Annotated in this window: 11 protein-coding genes and 1 pseudogene; 4 read left to right on the top strand and 8 right to left on the bottom strand. The window is 72.3% G+C overall.

The genetic code is table 11. The annotated features are described in order from the left end of the window. Positions 1-53: 53 nt before the first annotated feature. The gene (locus tag IE286_RS19670; RefSeq protein ID WP_189798088.1) at positions 54-1,241 is read left to right on the top strand and encodes a PucR family transcriptional regulator; all 1,188 of its coding nucleotides are present in this window, start codon (positions 54-56) and stop codon (positions 1,239-1,241) included. Between the two features lie 12 nt (positions 1,242-1,253). Here IE286_RS19670 and IE286_RS19665 read toward each other — a convergent pair whose 3' ends face one another. Then, positions 1,254-2,273, bottom strand: a complete 1,020-nt coding sequence (locus IE286_RS19665; RefSeq protein WP_189798087.1) for an SDR family NAD(P)-dependent oxidoreductase — start codon at positions 2,271-2,273, stop codon at positions 1,254-1,256. A gap of 74 nt (positions 2,274-2,347) precedes the next feature. Here IE286_RS19665 and IE286_RS19660 point away from each other — a divergent pair, with 74 nt between their 5' ends. Beyond that, on the top strand, positions 2,348-3,271 hold the full coding sequence (locus IE286_RS19660; RefSeq protein ID WP_189798086.1) for an AraC family transcriptional regulator: 924 nt from the start codon (positions 2,348-2,350) through the stop codon (positions 3,269-3,271). 16 nt (positions 3,272-3,287) lie between these two features. Here the strand turns inward: IE286_RS19660 and IE286_RS19655 are convergent, their stop codons facing one another. Beyond that, a complete protein-coding gene (locus tag IE286_RS19655) occupies positions 3,288-3,872 on the bottom strand; it encodes a TetR/AcrR family transcriptional regulator (protein ID WP_189798085.1) in 585 nt (194 codons plus the stop codon). 274 nt (positions 3,873-4,146) lie between these two features. Between IE286_RS19655 and IE286_RS19650 the strand changes: the two are divergent. Beyond that, positions 4,147-4,790 (top strand): annotated as a pseudogene (locus IE286_RS19650) (MFS transporter); the annotation flags it as partial. Positions 4,791-4,880: 90 nt separating this feature from the next. Here IE286_RS19650 and serA read toward each other — a convergent pair. The 6 genes from serA to IE286_RS19620 all read right to left on the bottom strand — a co-directional run bounded on the left by serA (position 4,881) and on the right by IE286_RS19620 (position 15,367). Beyond that, positions 4,881-6,470 (bottom strand): phosphoglycerate dehydrogenase, encoded by a 1,590-nt coding sequence (gene serA, locus IE286_RS19645; protein ID WP_189798084.1) that lies wholly within the window; start codon positions 6,468-6,470, stop codon positions 4,881-4,883. A gap of 276 nt (positions 6,471-6,746) precedes the next feature. Then, positions 6,747-7,745 carry a ketol-acid reductoisomerase gene (ilvC, locus tag IE286_RS19640; RefSeq protein WP_189798083.1) on the bottom strand — a complete coding sequence of 333 codons (999 nt, stop codon included), beginning with the start codon at positions 7,743-7,745 and terminating at the stop codon, positions 6,747-6,749. Positions 7,746-7,894: 149 nt separating this feature from the next. Then, the gene (gene ilvN / locus IE286_RS19635) at positions 7,895-8,422 is read right to left on the bottom strand and encodes an acetolactate synthase small subunit (protein ID WP_125496198.1); all 528 of its coding nucleotides are present in this window, start codon (positions 8,420-8,422) and stop codon (positions 7,895-7,897) included. Between the two features lie 42 nt (positions 8,423-8,464). After that, complete coding sequence (locus IE286_RS19630; RefSeq protein WP_189798082.1) at positions 8,465-10,315, bottom strand: acetolactate synthase large subunit; 1,851 nt, start codon at positions 10,313-10,315, stop codon at positions 8,465-8,467. A gap of 421 nt (positions 10,316-10,736) precedes the next feature. Further along, entirely contained in the window at positions 10,737-13,967 is a 3,231-nt protein-coding gene (locus IE286_RS19625) for a putative bifunctional diguanylate cyclase/phosphodiesterase (protein ID WP_189798081.1), read from the bottom strand. 443 nt (positions 13,968-14,410) lie between these two features. Continuing rightward, positions 14,411-15,367, bottom strand: a complete 957-nt coding sequence (locus IE286_RS19620) for a 2-hydroxyacid dehydrogenase (RefSeq protein ID WP_189798080.1) — start codon at positions 15,365-15,367, stop codon at positions 14,411-14,413. A 76-nt stretch (positions 15,368-15,443) separates the two neighbouring features. Here IE286_RS19620 and IE286_RS19615 point away from each other — a divergent pair, with 76 nt between their 5' ends. Next, on the top strand, positions 15,444-16,442 hold the full coding sequence (locus IE286_RS19615; protein ID WP_189798079.1) for an aldo/keto reductase: 999 nt from the start codon (positions 15,444-15,446) through the stop codon (positions 16,440-16,442). Positions 16,443-16,539: the final 97 nt, after the last annotated feature.

Raw genomic sequence — 16,539 nt, 5'->3', positions numbered from 1 at the left:
TGTCACGCATCCGCGCCCGTGATCTCAGACAGGTGTATGAAGGCTGCTCCGGAATGCGGGAGAATGCCCGGGTGAGGGCCGACGACAGGGGTGACTACCAGGAGCTGGTCGACGAGATCTCGGAGCTGCTCGGCGCACCGGCCACCCTGGAGAACCGCACCTTCGAACTGATCGCCTTCGGCGCCTACGACAGCGAGGGCGACCTGGATCCGTCGGCGCTGGACCCGGTGCGCACCCGGTCGATCCTCACCCGTCGGTCCACCGCCGCGGTGCGCCGCTGGTTCGAGAGCTTCGGCATCACCCGCGCCACCGGACCGGTGCGCATCCCGCCCACCCCCGAGGCCGGCGTCTACCGGGGACGGATCTGCCTGCCGGTACGCCATCGGGGTGTCGTCCTCGGCTACGTGTGGCTGCTGGACGACGACCCCGGACCCGGCGAGGAGCAGCTGGCGGCGGCGATGGCGGTGACGGCACGGATCGGCGCGCTGCTCGCCGACGAGGTGCAGCACGGCGCCGACCTCACCCGGGAGCTGCGCGCGGTGCTCACCGCGCAGGAGGGCTGGCCGCGGGAGGCGGCGGTGGCGGAGCTGCGCACGGCGCTGGGGGCGCGCGGCGAGGGCCCGCACACCATGGTGTGCGTGGCGCCCTGGCCGTCGACCGACCCCGACGACGCCCCGTCGGTGCGCACCCTGCCGGGGGCGACGGCCCTGTGCACGGTGCCGTGGGGAGCCGCGGGCCAGTGCCTGGGCGTGCTGATCAGGCTGCGCTCGACGGACACGGCCGCCCCCGCGACCTCGGCGGCGGCCCGGCTGCTGGAGCGGGCCGGCGGCGCGGCGGCGGCCGGGATCGCCGCCGGCTGCACGGGCCTGGCCGGGCTGGGCACGGCCTGGGCGCAGGCGTCGGCGGCGGCACGGGCCGCGCTGGCCGAGCCGCGCTTCGGACCAGTGGCGCAGTGGGCGCGCATCGGCCCGTACCGGCTGCTGACCGCGCTGCCGCCGCGGTCCGCGCACGATCCCGTGGTGGGACCGCTGCTGGCCCCCGCCCACCGCGAGCTGGCCCGCACCGCAGAGGTCTATCTCGACTGCGCCGGCCAGGCCGGCCGGGCGGCCGCGGAACTGGGCATCCACCGGCAGACCCTGTACTACCGCCTGTCCCGGGTGGAGCAGCTGACCGGCCTGGACCTGAACGAGGGCGAGGACCGGCTGCTGCTGCACATGGCGCTGAAGGCGGCGCGGCTGTAGGACGGTGGCCGGTCACCTGCCGATGAGGCGTTCGCTCATCTCCCACAGGCGCCGGGCGGAGCCGGGGTCGATGGAGTGCGGGACGACCGTGGACGGGATGTCCTGCTCGGTACCGAAGGCGATGGGCCGGGGGTCGGTGTCCAGCGGGGAGATGTCGTTGTCCATGAGGTAGACGCCGCCGATGCCGTCCAGGAGCGGGCTGGTCGCCGCGAACACGCTGGTGGACGCGCCCTGTTCCGGTGTCTTCAGCTCCCGGTCGGGGTCGCGGACCGGGCGGCCGTCGGCGTCGACGATGCCCATGGCCCGCAGTTCGTCGGTGCTCAGCCAGGGGGTGCGCTCTTCGCCCTCGGCCAGGAGGGGACCGAGCGCGGTGCCGTGGACGATGCCCGGGTGGACGGCATAGCCGCGGATGCCGTCCGTGGACCAGCGGCGGTCCAGTTCGACGGAGAACAGCACGTTGGCCGCCTTGGACTGCGCGTAGGCGACGATCGGCTCGTAGCCGCCGGTGGTGAAGTGCGGGTCGTCCCAGCGGATGCCGCAGATACGCTGGGCGCCGGAGGAGACGGTGACCACCCGGGCGCCGTGCGCGGCCCGCAGCGCGGGGTACAGGCCCAGGGTGAGCTGGAAGTGGCCGAGGTGGTTGAGCGCGAAGTGCGACTCGTAGCCGCGGGCGTCGCGGACGAGGTCGCCGCCCATGATGCCGGCGTTGTTGACGAGGATGTGCAGCGGCCGTCGGGAAGCCCTCCATCGTGCGGCGAAGTCGTCGACGGACGCCGGGTCGAGCAGGTCCAGCGGGGCGGTCTCCACCCGCTCGATCCCCGCCAGGGCGCGGGCGGCGCGCTCCGGGTTGCGCGCGGCCACGGTGACGTGCGCGCCGGCCGCGCTGAGGGCCCGGGTGGTCTCCAGGCCGATGCCGCGGTGGCCGCCGGTGACGACGGCCTGCTTGCCGGACAGGTCGAGGCCCTCGACGACCTCCAGGGCCGTCGAGGCCGCGGTGAATCCGGTGCCGATGGGGTGCTGTCGGTGAGTCATGCCCCCACTGTGCGACCGGACCTCCCGTACTGTGAATCATTGACCGTCCGCACTTTTTGCGCGAGAGTACGACTATGGCCGGTGACCAGCTGTCCGAGGTGTTCGATCTGATCGAGGTCCGCGGACACGTGACGGGCGGGTTCGCGGTACGGGGCCCCTGGGTGGCGCGCGCGAAGGTCGACGCCCCGGTGAAGTTCCTCGCGATGGTGTGCGGGCGGGCGCGGCTGAGCACCGACGGCCTCGACGAACCGGTACCGCTGGAGGCGGGCGACGTCGCCGTCCTGAACGGGCGGTCCTGGCTGGAGGTCGAGGGCGGCACCGGTGAGGGGCAGCCCCGCGAGGTCGAGCCCGAGGAGGGCTTCGATGCCGCCCTCGCCGCGGTCGACCGCGCCCTCGACGACGTCCTGCTGGGCGGCCGCGTCGAACTGAACGCTGCCGGTGAGGCGCTGCTGGGGCAGGCGCTGCCGCCGGTGGGGCACGTCCGGGCGTCGGCCGCCGAGGCCGTCGACCTGCGCGGCACGCTCGACCGGCTCTTTCAGGAGGCGACCGCCGGCCGGATGGGGTCGGCCTTCGCGGTCCGGCAGTACACCCAGCTGCTCCTCCTCGACGTGCTGCGCGCCTACGTCGACCAGACCGACCTGCCGCCGGGATGGCTGCGCCTGCTGTCCGACGAGCGGCTGCGGCCCGCGCTCGGCCTGCTGCACGCCGAGCCCGGAAGGCCGTGGCGGCTACAGGAGCTGGCGCGTGCCGCGGCCATGTCCCGGACGTCGTTCGCCCAGCGGTTCCGTACCGTCGCCGGTGTGCCGCCGCTGACGTATCTGCACCGCTGGCGGATGCTGCTGGCGCAGCGCGCGCTCCAGGCGGACGACACCCGCGTGGGGGCGCTGGCCGACGAGCTGGGCTACAGCTCGGAGAGCGCGTTCAGCACCGCGTTCAAACGCGAGATGGGTGTGTCGCCACTGCACTACCGGCGCCGGATGCGCGAGCGGCGGGCGTGACGCGGCCACCGGCGCGTCAGTTTCGCCCCATGCCCTCGATCACCCGCCGCAGGCCCTCGGTGAGCGCGTCGGCGTCGGGGGCGCGCTCGGGGTCGAACTGCCACTGCAGGATGAGGCCCGACATCAGGGCGGTGTAGAACCGGCCGGCCGTGTTCAGGACGTCGTCCGTCACCTGATCTGCCGGGATGCCCATGAACAGGGAGACGAGGTCCCGTTCGGCCTCCCGTTGCTGCTGCGCGAGGTGGTCGCGCACCACGGGCAGCTGGTCGCCCATGGCGGCGATCTCGATGCTGAGCCGCCACACCGAGCCGGGTTCCCGCATGGTGCCGATGATGTTCACCCACACCTGCCGGAACCGCTCCAGGGATCCGGGCCCGGCCGTGACGCCGCCGCTCCCCGGCCCCTCGAAGGCGTCGGAGGTCTCGGCCACCAGGTCCAGGTAGGCCTGCGCCAGCAGCGCTTCCTTCGAGCCGTAGTGGTACCCGATGGACGCAAGGTTGGTGCCCGACTCCTTGACGATGTCGCGCGCCGTGGTGCGCAGGAAGCCCTTCTGAAGCAGGCAGCGCTTGGCGCCCCCGAGCAGATCCTCACGGTGTCCCATGCGGTCACCCTACCCGGGATCCATACAGGCGTCCTAGACAGACGATCTAAACGTGCGTTCTAGACGCTTGTCTAATACGCTTGAACAGTCCTCGGCATGACGACGAACCCGACGGGCACCACCGCCCTGCCCGGTGCGCAGAGCGCACCCGCCCGCGCCGGACGCCGTGAGCGGACCGCGCTCGGCGTGCTGATGCTGCCGCTGCTCCTGGTCTCCACGGACGTCTCGGTCCTGTACGTCGCGACCCCCGTGATCAGCGCCGACCTGCGCCCGATCGGCCGTCTTCACCACCCAGTACCTCCAGTCCGTCCTGGACAGGAGCCCGCTGGAGGCGGCGCTGTGGAGCCTGCTGCCGTCGGTCCTCATCGGCGTCGCCGGGCCGGTCACCACGCAGCTCGTCCAGCGGGGCGTCTTTCGCGGACTCCTCGTCGCCTGCGGTTTCGCGGTCGGTGCCGCCGGTTTCGCGCTGCTCGCGCTCGCCGGCACCGACTCCCTCTGGCCGGCGCTGGCCGCGGCCGGCGTGCTCGCCAGCGGGGTGGTCATGGTGACGTCCCAGCTCACCGACCTCGCGATGAGCAACGCGCCGGCGGAGCGGGCGGGCACCGCCTCCTCGTTGCTGGAGACCGGCAGCGAGTTCGGCGGCGCGCTCGGCATGGCGGTCCTCGGCTGTGCCGGTGCGGCGGTCTACCGCCACACGACGCCGGTCACCGCCCCGGCCGAGGCCCGCGAGACCCTGGGCGGTGCGAGGCCGCCGCTTCCCGGCTGCCGGACCGGACCGGCGCGTCACTGGCCGCGGCGGCACGGGAGGCGTTCACCAGCTCGATGCACGGCGCCGCGCTGGTCGGCATGGTGATCCTGGGCCTGGCCGCGGTGGGGGCGGCGGTGACGCTGCGGACGATCCGGGTCGGGCAGAACTGACGGGCACCGGCAGCACGAAGCCGAACGCCGGACGGGCTGACAGGGATCAGCCCGTCCGGCGTTCGTTCGTCGATGCCTCGGACGGAGGTCTCAGACCAGGTTGACCGAGCGGGCGGACGTCGCGCCGATCTCGGCGGCGACCTCCGACAGCACCGCGGAGGGAACCGTGTCGTCGACGGTGAGCACCGCCAGGGCCTCGCCGCCCACCGTCGAGCGGGAGACCTGCATGCCGGCGATGTTGATGCCCGCCTCGCCGATGATGCGGCCGACGGTGCCGACGACGCCCGGACGGTCCTCGTAGTGCAGGACCACCATGTGGTCGGCGAGCGCCAGGTCGACGTCGTAGTCGCCGACCGCGACGAGCTTCTGCACGTGCTTCGGACCGGCCAGCGTGCCGGAGACGGAGACCTCCTCGCCGCTGGCGAGGGTGCCGCGCACGGTGACCACGTTGCGGTGGTCGCTCGCCTCGGAGCTGGTGGTCAGCCGTACCTCGACGCCGCGCTCCTGGGCGAACAGCGGCGCGTTGACGTAGGAGACCGTCTCGTCGACGACGTCCTCGAAGACACCCTTGAGCGCGGACAGCTCCAGCACCTTCACGTCGTACTGGGTGATCTCGCCGTACACCTCGACGTCCAGGCGGACGGCGACCTCGCCGGCGAGCGCGGTGAAGATGCGGCCGAGGCGCTCGGCGAGCGGCAGAGCCGGCTTGACGTCCTCGGCGATGACGCCACCCTGGACGTTCACCGCGTCCGGGACCAGCTCACCGGCCAGCGCGAGCCGCACGGACTTGGCGACGGCGATGCCCGCCTTCTCCTGCGCCTCGTCGGTGGACGCGCCCAGGTGCGGGGTGCACACCACCTGGTCGAACTCGAACAGCGGGGAGTCCGTGCACGGCTCCTTGGCGTACACGTCCAGGCCCGCACCGGCGACCCGGCCCTCCTTGAGCGCCGAGTACAGCGCCTGCTCGTCGACGATGCCGCCGCGAGCGGCGTTGACGATGCGCACGGTCGGCTTGACCTTGCGCAGGGCCTCCTCGCCGATCAGGCCGATCGTCTCGGGCGTCTTGGGCAGGTGGACGGTGATGAAGTCGGAGATCTCCAGCAGCTCGTCCAGGGAGACCACCCGCACCCCCATCTGCGCGGCGCGCGCGGGCTGCACATAGGGGTCGTAGGCGACGACCTTCATGCCGAAGGCGGACATGCGCTGGGCCACCAGGGCACCGATGCGGCCGAGGCCGACGACGCCGAGGGTCTTCTCGGCGAGCTCGACACCGACGTACTTGCTGCGCTTCCACTCACCGTTCTTCAGCGCGGCGTTGGCCTGCGGGATGTTGCGGGCGGTGGCGATGATCAGACCGCAGGCCAGTTCGGCGGCGGTCACGATGTTCGAGGTGGGCGCGTTGACGACCATCACGCCGGCCTTGGTGGCGGCGGAGACGTCCACGTTGTCCAGGCCCACGCCGGCGCGGGCGACGACCTTGAGCTTGCGGGCGGCGGCGATCGCCTCGGCGTCGACCTTGGTGGCCGAGCGGATCAGGATCGCGTCGACGTCGGCGATGGCGGGGAGAAGTTCGGCACGGTCGGCGCCGTTGCAGTACCGGATCTCGAAGTCCGGGCCGAGCGCGTCGACGGTGGCGGGCGACAGCTCTTCAGCGATGAGTACGACAGGTTTCGAGCTCACGTGAGTCCTCACATGTGCGATGCGGACGGCCGTCCCGACGGCCGCAGGCGGAGGAGGGGGGCTACCGCGTGGAAGACGCACGACGCTGTGGGCCTGACGCGTTGTTCTTCTGCAGTGTAGTGGCGCCGGGCGCGTCGCAGTGCGCCGCTGCGGAAGGATCACCCGTCCGTGGCTGGACTGGGTGGACAATGCCGCACACCCCGTCGCTGTCGACGGTACCCCCTGGCAGGCGGCAAAAGGGGCCGGAGCGATGCTCCGGCCCCGCGCGGGCGAGGCTTACGCCTCCTCGTTCACCCAGCTCATGAGCTTGCGCAGCTCCTTGCCGGTGGTCTCCAGCAGGTGCTCGGAGTCCTGCTTCTTGTACTCGTTGTACTTCTTCAGACCGCCGTGGTACTCGTCCATCCAGGCCCGGGCGAAGGAACCGTCCTGGATCTCGGACAGGATCTTCTTCATCTCGGCCTTGGTTGCGTCGGTGACGATGCGCGGGCCGCTGACGTAGTCGCCCCACTCGGCGGTCTCGGAGATCGACCAGCGCATCTTCTCCAGGCCGCCCTCGTACATCAGGTCGACGATCAGCTTCAGCTCGTGCAGGCACTCGAAGTAGGCGATCTCCGGCTGGTAGCCCGCCTCGACCAGGGTCTCGAAGCCGGCCTTCACCAGGGCGGCGGTGCCGCCGCACAGCACGGCCTGCTCACCGAACAGGTCGGTCTCGGTCTCCTCGGTGAAGGTGGTCTTGATGACGCCGGCCCGGGTGCCGCCGATGGCCTTGGCGTAGGACAGCGCCAGCGCGAAGCCGTTGCCCGAGGCGTCCTGCTCGACCGCGACGATGCAGGGGACGCCGCGGCCCTCCTCGTACTGACGGCGCACCAGGTGGCCCGGGCCCTTCGGGGCGACCATGCAGACGTCCACGCCGGCCGGGGGCTTGATCAGGCCGAAGCGGATGTTGAAGCCGTGGCCGAAGAACAGGGCGTCGCCGTCCTTCAGGTTCGGGGCGATGGACTCCTCGTAGACCTGGGCCTGGATCGGGTCCGGGACCAGGATCATGATGACGTCGGCCTCGGCGGCGGCCTCGGCGGGCGTGACCACCCGCAGGCCCTGCTCCTCGGCCTTGGCCTTGGACTTGGAGCCCTCGTGCAGACCCACCCGGACGTCCACGCCGGAGTCGCGCAGCGACAGCGCGTGGGCGTGGCCCTGGCTGCCGTAGCCGATGACCGCGACCTTGCGGCCCTGGATGATGGACAGGTCGGCGTCAGCGTCGTAGAACAGCTCGGCCACTTGTGTTCTCTCCTTGATGTGCGGGTTGTGCGTCCCACCGTATGCCGGTGGGCGGACAGGGGTCCGGAGGTCTCGGTATGCGGGCGGCCGGGGTGTGCGCCGGCCGCCCGGATGCGTCGTCAGAGGGACGGACTCGCTGGGTCGTGCCGTCAGGCCGACCGGTCGAGGGCGCGCAGTGAACGGTCCGTGATCGAACGGGCGCCGCGTCCGATCGCAATGGTGCCGGACTGGACCAGCTCCTTGATGCCGAACGGTTCGAGCATGCGGAGCATGGCCGACAGCTTGTCGCTGGACCCGGTGGCCTCCACGGTCACCGCCTCCGGGGAGACGTCGACCGTCTTGGCGCGGAAGAGCTGCACGATCTCGACGATCTGGGAGCGCGTCTCGTTGTCGGCGCGCACCTTCACCAGGACGAGTTCGCGCTGGACGGCCTGGGCGGGATCCAGCTCGACGATCTTGAGCACGTTGACGAGCTTGTTGAGCTGCTTGGTCACCTGCTCCAGCGGCAGGTCCTCGACACTGACCACGATGGTGATGCGGGAGATGTCGGGGTGCTCGGTCACGCCGACCGCGAGCGAGTCGATGTTGAAGCCGCGGCGGGAGAACAGGGCGGCGATCCGCGCCAGGATGCCGGGGGTGTTCTCGACCAGGACCGAGAGCGTGTGCTTGGTGGACATGTCGGTCGTACCTTCCTGAAGTCCTCGGGTGTCCCGGTGCTCTCAGTCGTCCTCGGTGTCGCCGAAGTCGGGTCGCACGTCCCGGGCCGCCATGATCTCGTCGTTGGAGGTGCCGGCGGCGACCATCGGCCACACCATGGCGTCCTCGTGGACGATGAAGTCCACGACGACGGGCCGGTCGTCGATGGCGTTCGCCTCCTCGATGACCTTGTCCAGGTCCTCGGGCCGCTCGCAGCGCAGCGCGTGGCAGCCCATCGCCTCGGCCAGCTTCACGAAGTCGGGGACGCGGGTGCCGCGGGCCTCGGGGTTGACGTCGTCCGGGCCGGAGTGCAGGACGGTGTTGGAGTAGCGCTGGTTGTAGAACAGCGTCTGCCACTGACGGACCATCCCCAGGGCGCCGTTGTTGATGACGGCGACCTTGATGGGGATGTTGTTCAGGGCGCAGGTGGTCAGCTCCTGATTGGTCATCTGGAAGCAGCCGTCGCCGTCGATGGCCCAGACGGTCCTCTCGGGACGGCCGGCCTTGGCGCCCATCGCGGCCGGGACGGCGTAGCCCATGGTCCCGGCGCCGCCGGAGTTCAGCCAGGTGCCGGGGGTGTCGTGCTGGATGAAGTGCGCCGCCCACATCTGGTGCTGGCCGACGCCGGCCGCGAAGATCGTGCCCTCGGGGGCGAGCTGTCCGATGCGCTCGATGACCGCCTGCGGGGACAGCGAGCCGTCCTCGGGCTGGTCGTAGCCGAGCGGATAGGTGCCGCGCCAGCGGTCCAGGTCCTTCCACCAGGCGCTGTAGTCGCCCTCGCGGCCCTCGGCGTGCTCCTTCTGCACCGCCTGGACCAGGTCCGCCAGCACCTCGCGGGCGTCACCGACGATCGGCACGTCGGCCTCGCGGTTCTTGCCGATCTCGGCCGGGTCGATGTCGGCGTGGATGACCTTGGCGTGCGGGGCGAAGCTGTCCAGCCGGCCGGTGACGCGGTCGTCGAAGCGGGCGCCGAGGGCGATGATCAGGTCGGCCTTCTGCAGCGCGGTGACCGCGGTGACGCTGCCGTGCATGCCGGGCATGCCCACGTGCAGCGGATGGCTGTCGGGGAACGCGCCGAGCGCCATCAGGGTGGTGGTGACGGGCGCTCCGGTCAGCTCCGCCAGCATCTTCAGCTCGGCGGTGGCGCCGGCCTTGAGCACGCCGCCGCCGACGTAGAAGACGGGGCGTTTGGCGGCGGTGATGAGCCGGGCCGCCTCGCGGATCTGCTTGGCGTGCGGCTTGGTGACGGGCCGGTAGCCGGGCAGGTCCAGCACCGGGGGCCAGGAGAAGGTCGTCTTCGCCTGCAGGGCGTCCTTGGCGATGTCGACCAGGACCGGGCCGGGGCGGCCGGTGGAGGCGATGTGGAAGGCCTCGGCGATCACCCTGGGGATGTCCTTGGCCTCGGTGACCAGGAAGTTGTGCTTGGTGACCGGCATGGTGATGCCGACGATGTCCGCCTCCTGGAAGGCGTCGGTGCCGATCGAGGAGGAGGCGACCTGGCCGGTGATCGCGACCAGCGGCACGGAGTCCATGTGCGCGTCGGCGATCGGCGTGACCAGGTTGGTGGCGCCGGGGCCGGAGGTGGCCATGCAGACACCGACCTTGCCGGTGGCCTGCGCGTAGCCGGTGGCCGCGTGACCGGCGCCCTGCTCGTGCCGGACGAGGACGTGCCGCACCCGGGTGGAGTCCATCAGCGGGTCGTACGCGGGAAGGATCGCACCGCCGGGGATACCGAAGACGGTGTCGGCGCCGACCTCCTCGAGAGAGCGAATGAGGGACTGCGCACCCGTGACGTGCTCGACGGGCGCGGACGGCTGTCCTGAGGTTCGGGGCCGCGGCTGCGGATGATGGGCCCCGGTGGCCTGCTCGGTCATCGGCGTTCTCTTCTCGATGCTGAGGTGTGTGCGGGGGTGTGCGATACGGCTTTCGCCAGGTTCGCACGACGTTCGGCTGCGGTGCGGCAGATGCCCGTGCAACAAAAAACCCCTCGTGCCGCAGGGCAAGCGAGGGGAGCGCGTCGGGGGGGTCACCGGAGTTTCCGGAGGGATCTCCGGTGGGTCCCGGCTCAGCCGACGCGCTGTCCAAGTACGAGAATTCGGGTGCGCATGGCATTGACCCTCTCGCCGCCGCGCACCCGGTGTCAAGTGGGTGGGACAGGCGTCTCACGATATGGGCGAAGGGGGCTCTGTCCTGCCACGAACGGGTGATGAGGCGCCGTGGGACACGCCGGCGGGCACGGCTCGCCCACCGCCGTACCGCAGGGGGTGAGCCGGCCGCCGGAGCCGCGCGGCCGGCTCACCTCCGGGGGGCCATGGTCGGCGGTGACGCCACGACCGTGCTCAGCCCTTCGGGCCGGCGCGCGGCCGTGCCGCCGTCGACGCCGACATGTCCCTCCGCGTCGCGCACCCCCGCGGCCAGCGCCGGTTCGGCCGGGCCGTGCGGCACGGTGTAGGGGCCCGTGCCGAGCGCCCGGCGCAGCCGGTACTCCTCCAGCGGTCCGGAGAACGCCATGCCCTGCCCGTGGGTGCAGCCCATCGCACGCAGGGCGACGACCTGCTCGGGCAGGTCGACGCCGTCGGCCACGGACTGCAGTCCGAGGTCGCCGGCGATGCGCAGCAGCCCGCTGGTGATCTTGTGCAGCCGGGCGGACTCGACGACGCCCTGCACCAGCCCGCGGTCGAGCTTGAGGATGTCGACGGGCAGTTTCCTCAGGGCGGTGATGGCGCCGTGGCCGCTGCCGAAGCCGTCCAGGGCGATCCGCACGCCGAGCCGGCGCAGGGCGGACAGCCGCCGTTCCAGCTCGTCCAGCGGGACCCGTGGGTCGGTGTCGGACAGTTCGATCACCAGGGCGTCGGAGGGCAGCCCGTGCTGGGTCAGCAGCGACTCCACGGTGCCGGGCGGCAGGGAGCGCTCGGACAGGCGCCGGGCGCCCATCCGCACGACCACGGGCACGCTCAGGCCGTCCCGGGCGCGTTCCGCGGCCTGCCTGATGGCCTGTTCCAGCACCCAGCGGCCCAGTTCGGCCGTCTTGTCGCTGTCCTCGGAGACCCGGAGGAACTCGGCGGGGGTGAACAGCACCCCCTGGGCGGAGCGCCAGCGGGCCTGGGCGGCGACCGAGACGATCCGGCCGTCGGCCAGGTCCACCACGGGCTGGTGCAGCAGGGTGAACTCGCCGTCGTGCAGGGCGGCCCGGAGTCTTCCGGCCAGTTGCGCCTTGCAGACGACGTCCTGCTGCATCTGCGGCTTGTACAGCTCGACGCGGCCCTTGCCCGCGGCTTTCGCCCGGTACATCGCCAGGTCGGCGTTGCGCAGCAGCTCTCCCGCTCCGAGGCCCGGCTCGGCGAAGGCGACGCCGATGGAGGCGGCGACGCGGACATCGTTGCCGTCGATGGTGTACGGCTGCGAGAGGGTCACCCTGAGGCGGTCGGCGAGCTCCAGGATGTGCCCTTCGCGGGCTCTGCGGTCGCTGGTGCCGTCCCCGAGGATGAGCGCGGCGAACTCGTCGCCGCCCAGCCGCGAGGCGGTGTCGCCCTGGCGTACCGCGTCCTGCAGTCTGCGGGCGGCCTGGACGAGCAGTTCGTCCCCGGCCTGGTGCCCGATCGTGTCGTTGACGGCCTTGAAGCCGTCCAGGTCGATGAAGAGCACGGCGGTGCCGTGGTCGGTGGAGCGGCGGCCGGACAGGGCCTGCTGCACCCGCTTGGTGAACAGGACGCGGTTGGGCAGGTCGGTGAGCGGGTCGTGCTCGGCGTTGTGCTGCAGCTGTGCCTGCAGGCGCACCCGCTCGGTGACGTCCCGGCTGTTGAAGATCAGGCCGCCGCGGTGGCGGTTGATGGTCGACTCGACGTTGAGCCAGCCGCCGTCGCCGGAGCGGAAGCGGCACTCGATGCGGGTGGTGGGCTCCTCCTGCGGGCCGGCGACGAGGAATCGGCGCACCTCGTGCACGACGCAGCCGAGGTCCTCGGGATGGATGAGACTGGCCAGCTCGGTGCCGACCAGTTCCTCCGCCGGCCGTCCGTACACCCCGGCGGCGGCCGGGGAGACGTAGCGCAGGACGCCGTTGGGTGCGGCGATCATGATGACGTCGCTGGAGCCCTGCACCAGGGAGCGGAAGTGGTTCTCCTTCTCGGCCAGTTCCTGGGTGAGGCTGATGTTGTCCAGCAGCATGATGCCCTGTCGCACCACGAGGGCGAGCACCACGGCGCCCGCGGTGATCAGCACGACCCGGTCCACGCTGCGACCGTTGAGCACGTTGTAGAGGATCCCCAGCGTGCACACGGCGGCCGCGAGGTACGGGGTGAGGGCGGCCAGGGAGCCGGCGATGGGCCGGCCCGCCGGATAGCGGTCGTGGTCGCCGCCCGGCACGGACGGCAGACCGTGGTCCCCGCACAACGGTGCGGCGCGGTGTCCGGGCTCCTGCTCGGGCTCCGCGGGCGCGTGGCCGTCGGCCTCGGGCGTGCGGCCGTCCCCGTCGCGCGGATGCGTGTCCCCCCGGTCCGGTGCGGGGGTGCCGGTGTGGTCTCCCGGAGGGTCGTCGGTGTGGTCACGCGCGTGGCCCTCGTCCCGGCGGGGCGGTGCCTGATGGCCGTCCGGCTGCCACGGGAGGGCCGCGGCCGTGCCGAGCGCGGCGCACGGGGTGCCGGTGCCGTCCCGGTCGTGCTGTTCGCTGGCCTGGGCGGCGGACCGGCGGGTGACCCACGGGGCGTACGCCAGCAGCAGCGAGCCGGCGAACCAGCCGGCGTCGAGCAGCTGCCCGGACCGGTAGCTGTGGTGCAGCAGCGGGGAGGTGAACAGGGCGTCGCTCACCACGGTCAGGGCCAGACCGCCGATCGCGGTGTTCACCGCGGTGCGGTTTCCGGGGGTGCGGCCGAAGTGCAGCGCGAGCACCATGCTCACCAGGGCGATGTCGAGCAGCGGGTACGCCAGCGACAGTGCGGTGTGGGCGACGCTCGGCCCGTCGAGCGCGGCGGCCTGGGCCAGGGCGAGGCTCCACGACAGGGTGAGCAGCGAGCCGCCGATCAGCCAGGCGTCCAGCGCCAGGCACACCCATCCGGCCTTGGTCACCGGCCGTTTGGCGAGCACCAGCAGGCCGATGATCGCGGGCGGCGCGAAGCAGAGGTAGAACAGGTCGGCGTAACTGGGGTGGGGCACCCGCCGGTCGAGGACGACCTCGTACCAGCCCCAGACCGCGTTGCCCAGCGACACCATCGCCTGCGAGGCGGCGAACAGCAGCCAGGCGGAGCGGAAGCGGACGCGGCGGTCCCGGGCGTACAGCACGCAGGACACGGCGGCGGTGCCGGCCGCGGCCGCCAGGCCGAAGTCGCCCATGATCCGCGCGACTCGCGGGGATCCCCAGGCACAGGCGGAGCCGACGGCATAGCCGGCGCAGATCAGCGCCAGGGCGAGCTGCGGTACCAGCCGGCGTGCGCGGCCGGCGGCGGCCCGTTTCCCGAGCGGGGGCGCCTGTGCCCCGGAGCGGCCGCCGACCGCGGCGTCGAACGTGGTGCCGGCGGAGGTCGGGGGACTCACCGGACCCCTCCGGTGGGTGCCACCGGCTCCGGCGCGTCGCGGTGGGCCGTGTGCCTCCTGCGGCCGCCCGGCCGGCGGTGCTGATGATGGCTGTAGCGCGCGGGACGGCCGTGACAGTGCGGCAGTCCGCCCCGGCGGGTGTGCCGACCGCCATGGTGGCCGCGCCTGCGTGCGGCCGCGTGCCAGGGCCTGTGATGGCGGCCCCGCCGCGTCGGATGGTTGGTCCCTAGGCCGTGCATCGCCCGTCGCCCCCCTCGCAGTTCGAGATGTCCGTCCCCGGCGCCGATCCGTCGCGGCGCAGTCCCTGTCGGGGACGATACACCAGGACCGTCACTCAGGGACATAGTTCGTCTACTCTGCGTGACGAGGCGATGCGGGCACCCGGCCGCGGCGCGCGCGGACGCGGCGCCGCCGCCCGGGCGGGGCGGCGCCTGCCACCCGGATCAGGCCGGGCCCGTCGTGAACACCACGTTGGCGAGCGGCTCCTGGTGCAGAAAACGCGTCAACTGGTCCACCAGCAGCCGCTCCGCGCGGGGCCGGAAGGCGGAGGTGGCGCCGCCCACGTGCGGGGTGATCAGCACGCCGGGTGCGTGCCAGAGGGGATGGTCCGCGGGCAGCGGCTCGGGGTCGGTGACGTCCAGGGCGGCGGTGATCCGGCCGCGTTCCAGCTCGGCCAGCAGCGCCTCGGTGTCGACGACGGCGCCGCGCGCGACGTTGACCAGGAGCGCGCCGTCCTTCATGCGGGCGAGGAAGCCGGCGTCGACCAGGTGGCGCGTGGCGTCTGTCAAGGGCGTGGAGAGGACGACGACGTCGGCGTCCGGAAGCAGAGCGGGGAGCTCGGTGAGCGGATGCACCGGACCGCGCGCGGTAGTGCGCCCGGAGCGCGCCACGCGCGTCACCCGCGCGACCTCGAACGGCGCGAGCCGGTCCTCGATGGCGGCCCCGATCGAGCCGTACCCGACGACGAGGACGTTCCTGTCGGCCAGCGCGGGCCGGAAGCCCCCCAGCCACTCGCCGCGGTCCTGGGCGCGCACCGCGCCGGGAACGCCCCGCAGGGAGGCGAGTATCAGGGTGAGCGCCAGTTCCGCGGTGCTCGCGTCGTGCACGCCGCGCGCGTTGCACAGACGCGCGCCGGGCGGGAGGTCCTTCAAGCCGGGCTCGACATGGTCGGTGCCGGCGGTCAGCGTCTGCACCACGCGCACCGAGGTCATGCGGGGCATCGGGCGCAGGACGATCTCGGCGGGGGTCATGTAGGGCACGACGTAGAACACGCAGTCGGCCGGATCGCCGGGATACTCCTGCGTGCCGTCCTCTCCCCCGTTCCAGAACAGGTAGTCGAAACCCTCGGGGAGCGCCGCGATCTCCTCGGGCGGTATGGGCAGCCACACGTCACCAGTCATGACAGGAGGCTATGCCAGGCGGGAAGGGGCCGGAGGTTAGGTTGGTGCTGCGCAGGCGAGGGAGGATTGCGGCGAGGTGGAGCGCAGGACGATCGGCGCGACGGCACTCGCGGTGGGGGCCGTGGGACTCGGGTGCATGCCGATGAGCTGGGCCTACAGCACGTCGCGGCAGCAGGGCGCGGAGTCGCTCAGGACGGTGCACCGCGCCCTGGACCTGGGCTCGACTCTGCTGGACACGGCCGACATGTACGGCCCGTTCACCAACGAGCTGCTCCTCGGGCGGGTGCTCAGGCAGCGGCGCTCGGAGGCCTTCGTCTCGACCAAGGTGGGCCTGCTGGTGGGCGAGCAGCACATCGTGGCCAACGGGCGGCCCGGATACGTCCGGCGGGCCTGCGACGCGTCGCTGCGGCGGCTGCAGACGGACGTGATCGACCTGTACCAGCTGCACCGTGCCGACCCCGAGGTGCCCGTCGAGGAGACCTGGGGGGCGATGGCGGAGCTGGTGCGGGCCGGGAAGGTGCGCGCGCTGGGTCTGTGCGCCGTGGGCGTGCGCGGTGAGCGGCGGCCCGGGGCGGGGCTGTTCGACACCACGATCCGGCAACTGGAACGCGTGCAGCAGGTCTTCCCGGTGAGCGCGGTGGAGGCCGAGCTTTCGGTGTGGTCGCCGGAGGCGCTCGGCTCGCTGCTGCCCTGGTGCACGGCGCGCGGGATCGGTTTCCTGGCGGCGATGCCGCTCGGCAACGGGTTCCTGACCGGCACGCTCACCCCCGGCCAGGGCTTCGAGCCGGACGATCTGCGGGCCCGGCACCCGCGGTTCACCGCCGAGATGATGGCGGCCAATCAGCCGATCGTCGCCGGGCTGCGCCGGGTGGCCGCCCGCCACGGCGAGGAGGTCACCCCGGCGCAGGTGGCCCTGGCCTGGGTGCTGGCCCAGGGGCCGCACGTGATCCCGATTCCGGGCACCAAGCAGGCCTGCTGGGCCGAGGAGAACGCGGCCGCGGCCGGGCTGCGCCTGACGCCCGAGGACCTTCAGGAGCTGCGGCGGCTGCCGCCGGCACGGGGGTCGTGGGACTGACCGTCCGGGTGACTAGGTGCGTGGCGGTGTCCGCCTCGGGGCGCGACCCTGGAGGGCATGGGCGGTGCGATCGGGACACACGCCCCCGCGACGAAGG

This window comes from Streptomyces thermodiastaticus, from assembly GCF_014656135.1.
Lineage (GTDB): Bacteria > Actinomycetota > Actinomycetes > Streptomycetales > Streptomycetaceae > Streptomyces > Streptomyces thermodiastaticus.
The sequence above is the reverse complement of the archived record's forward strand: the minus strand, read 5'-3'. Positions and strand labels throughout refer to the sequence as shown.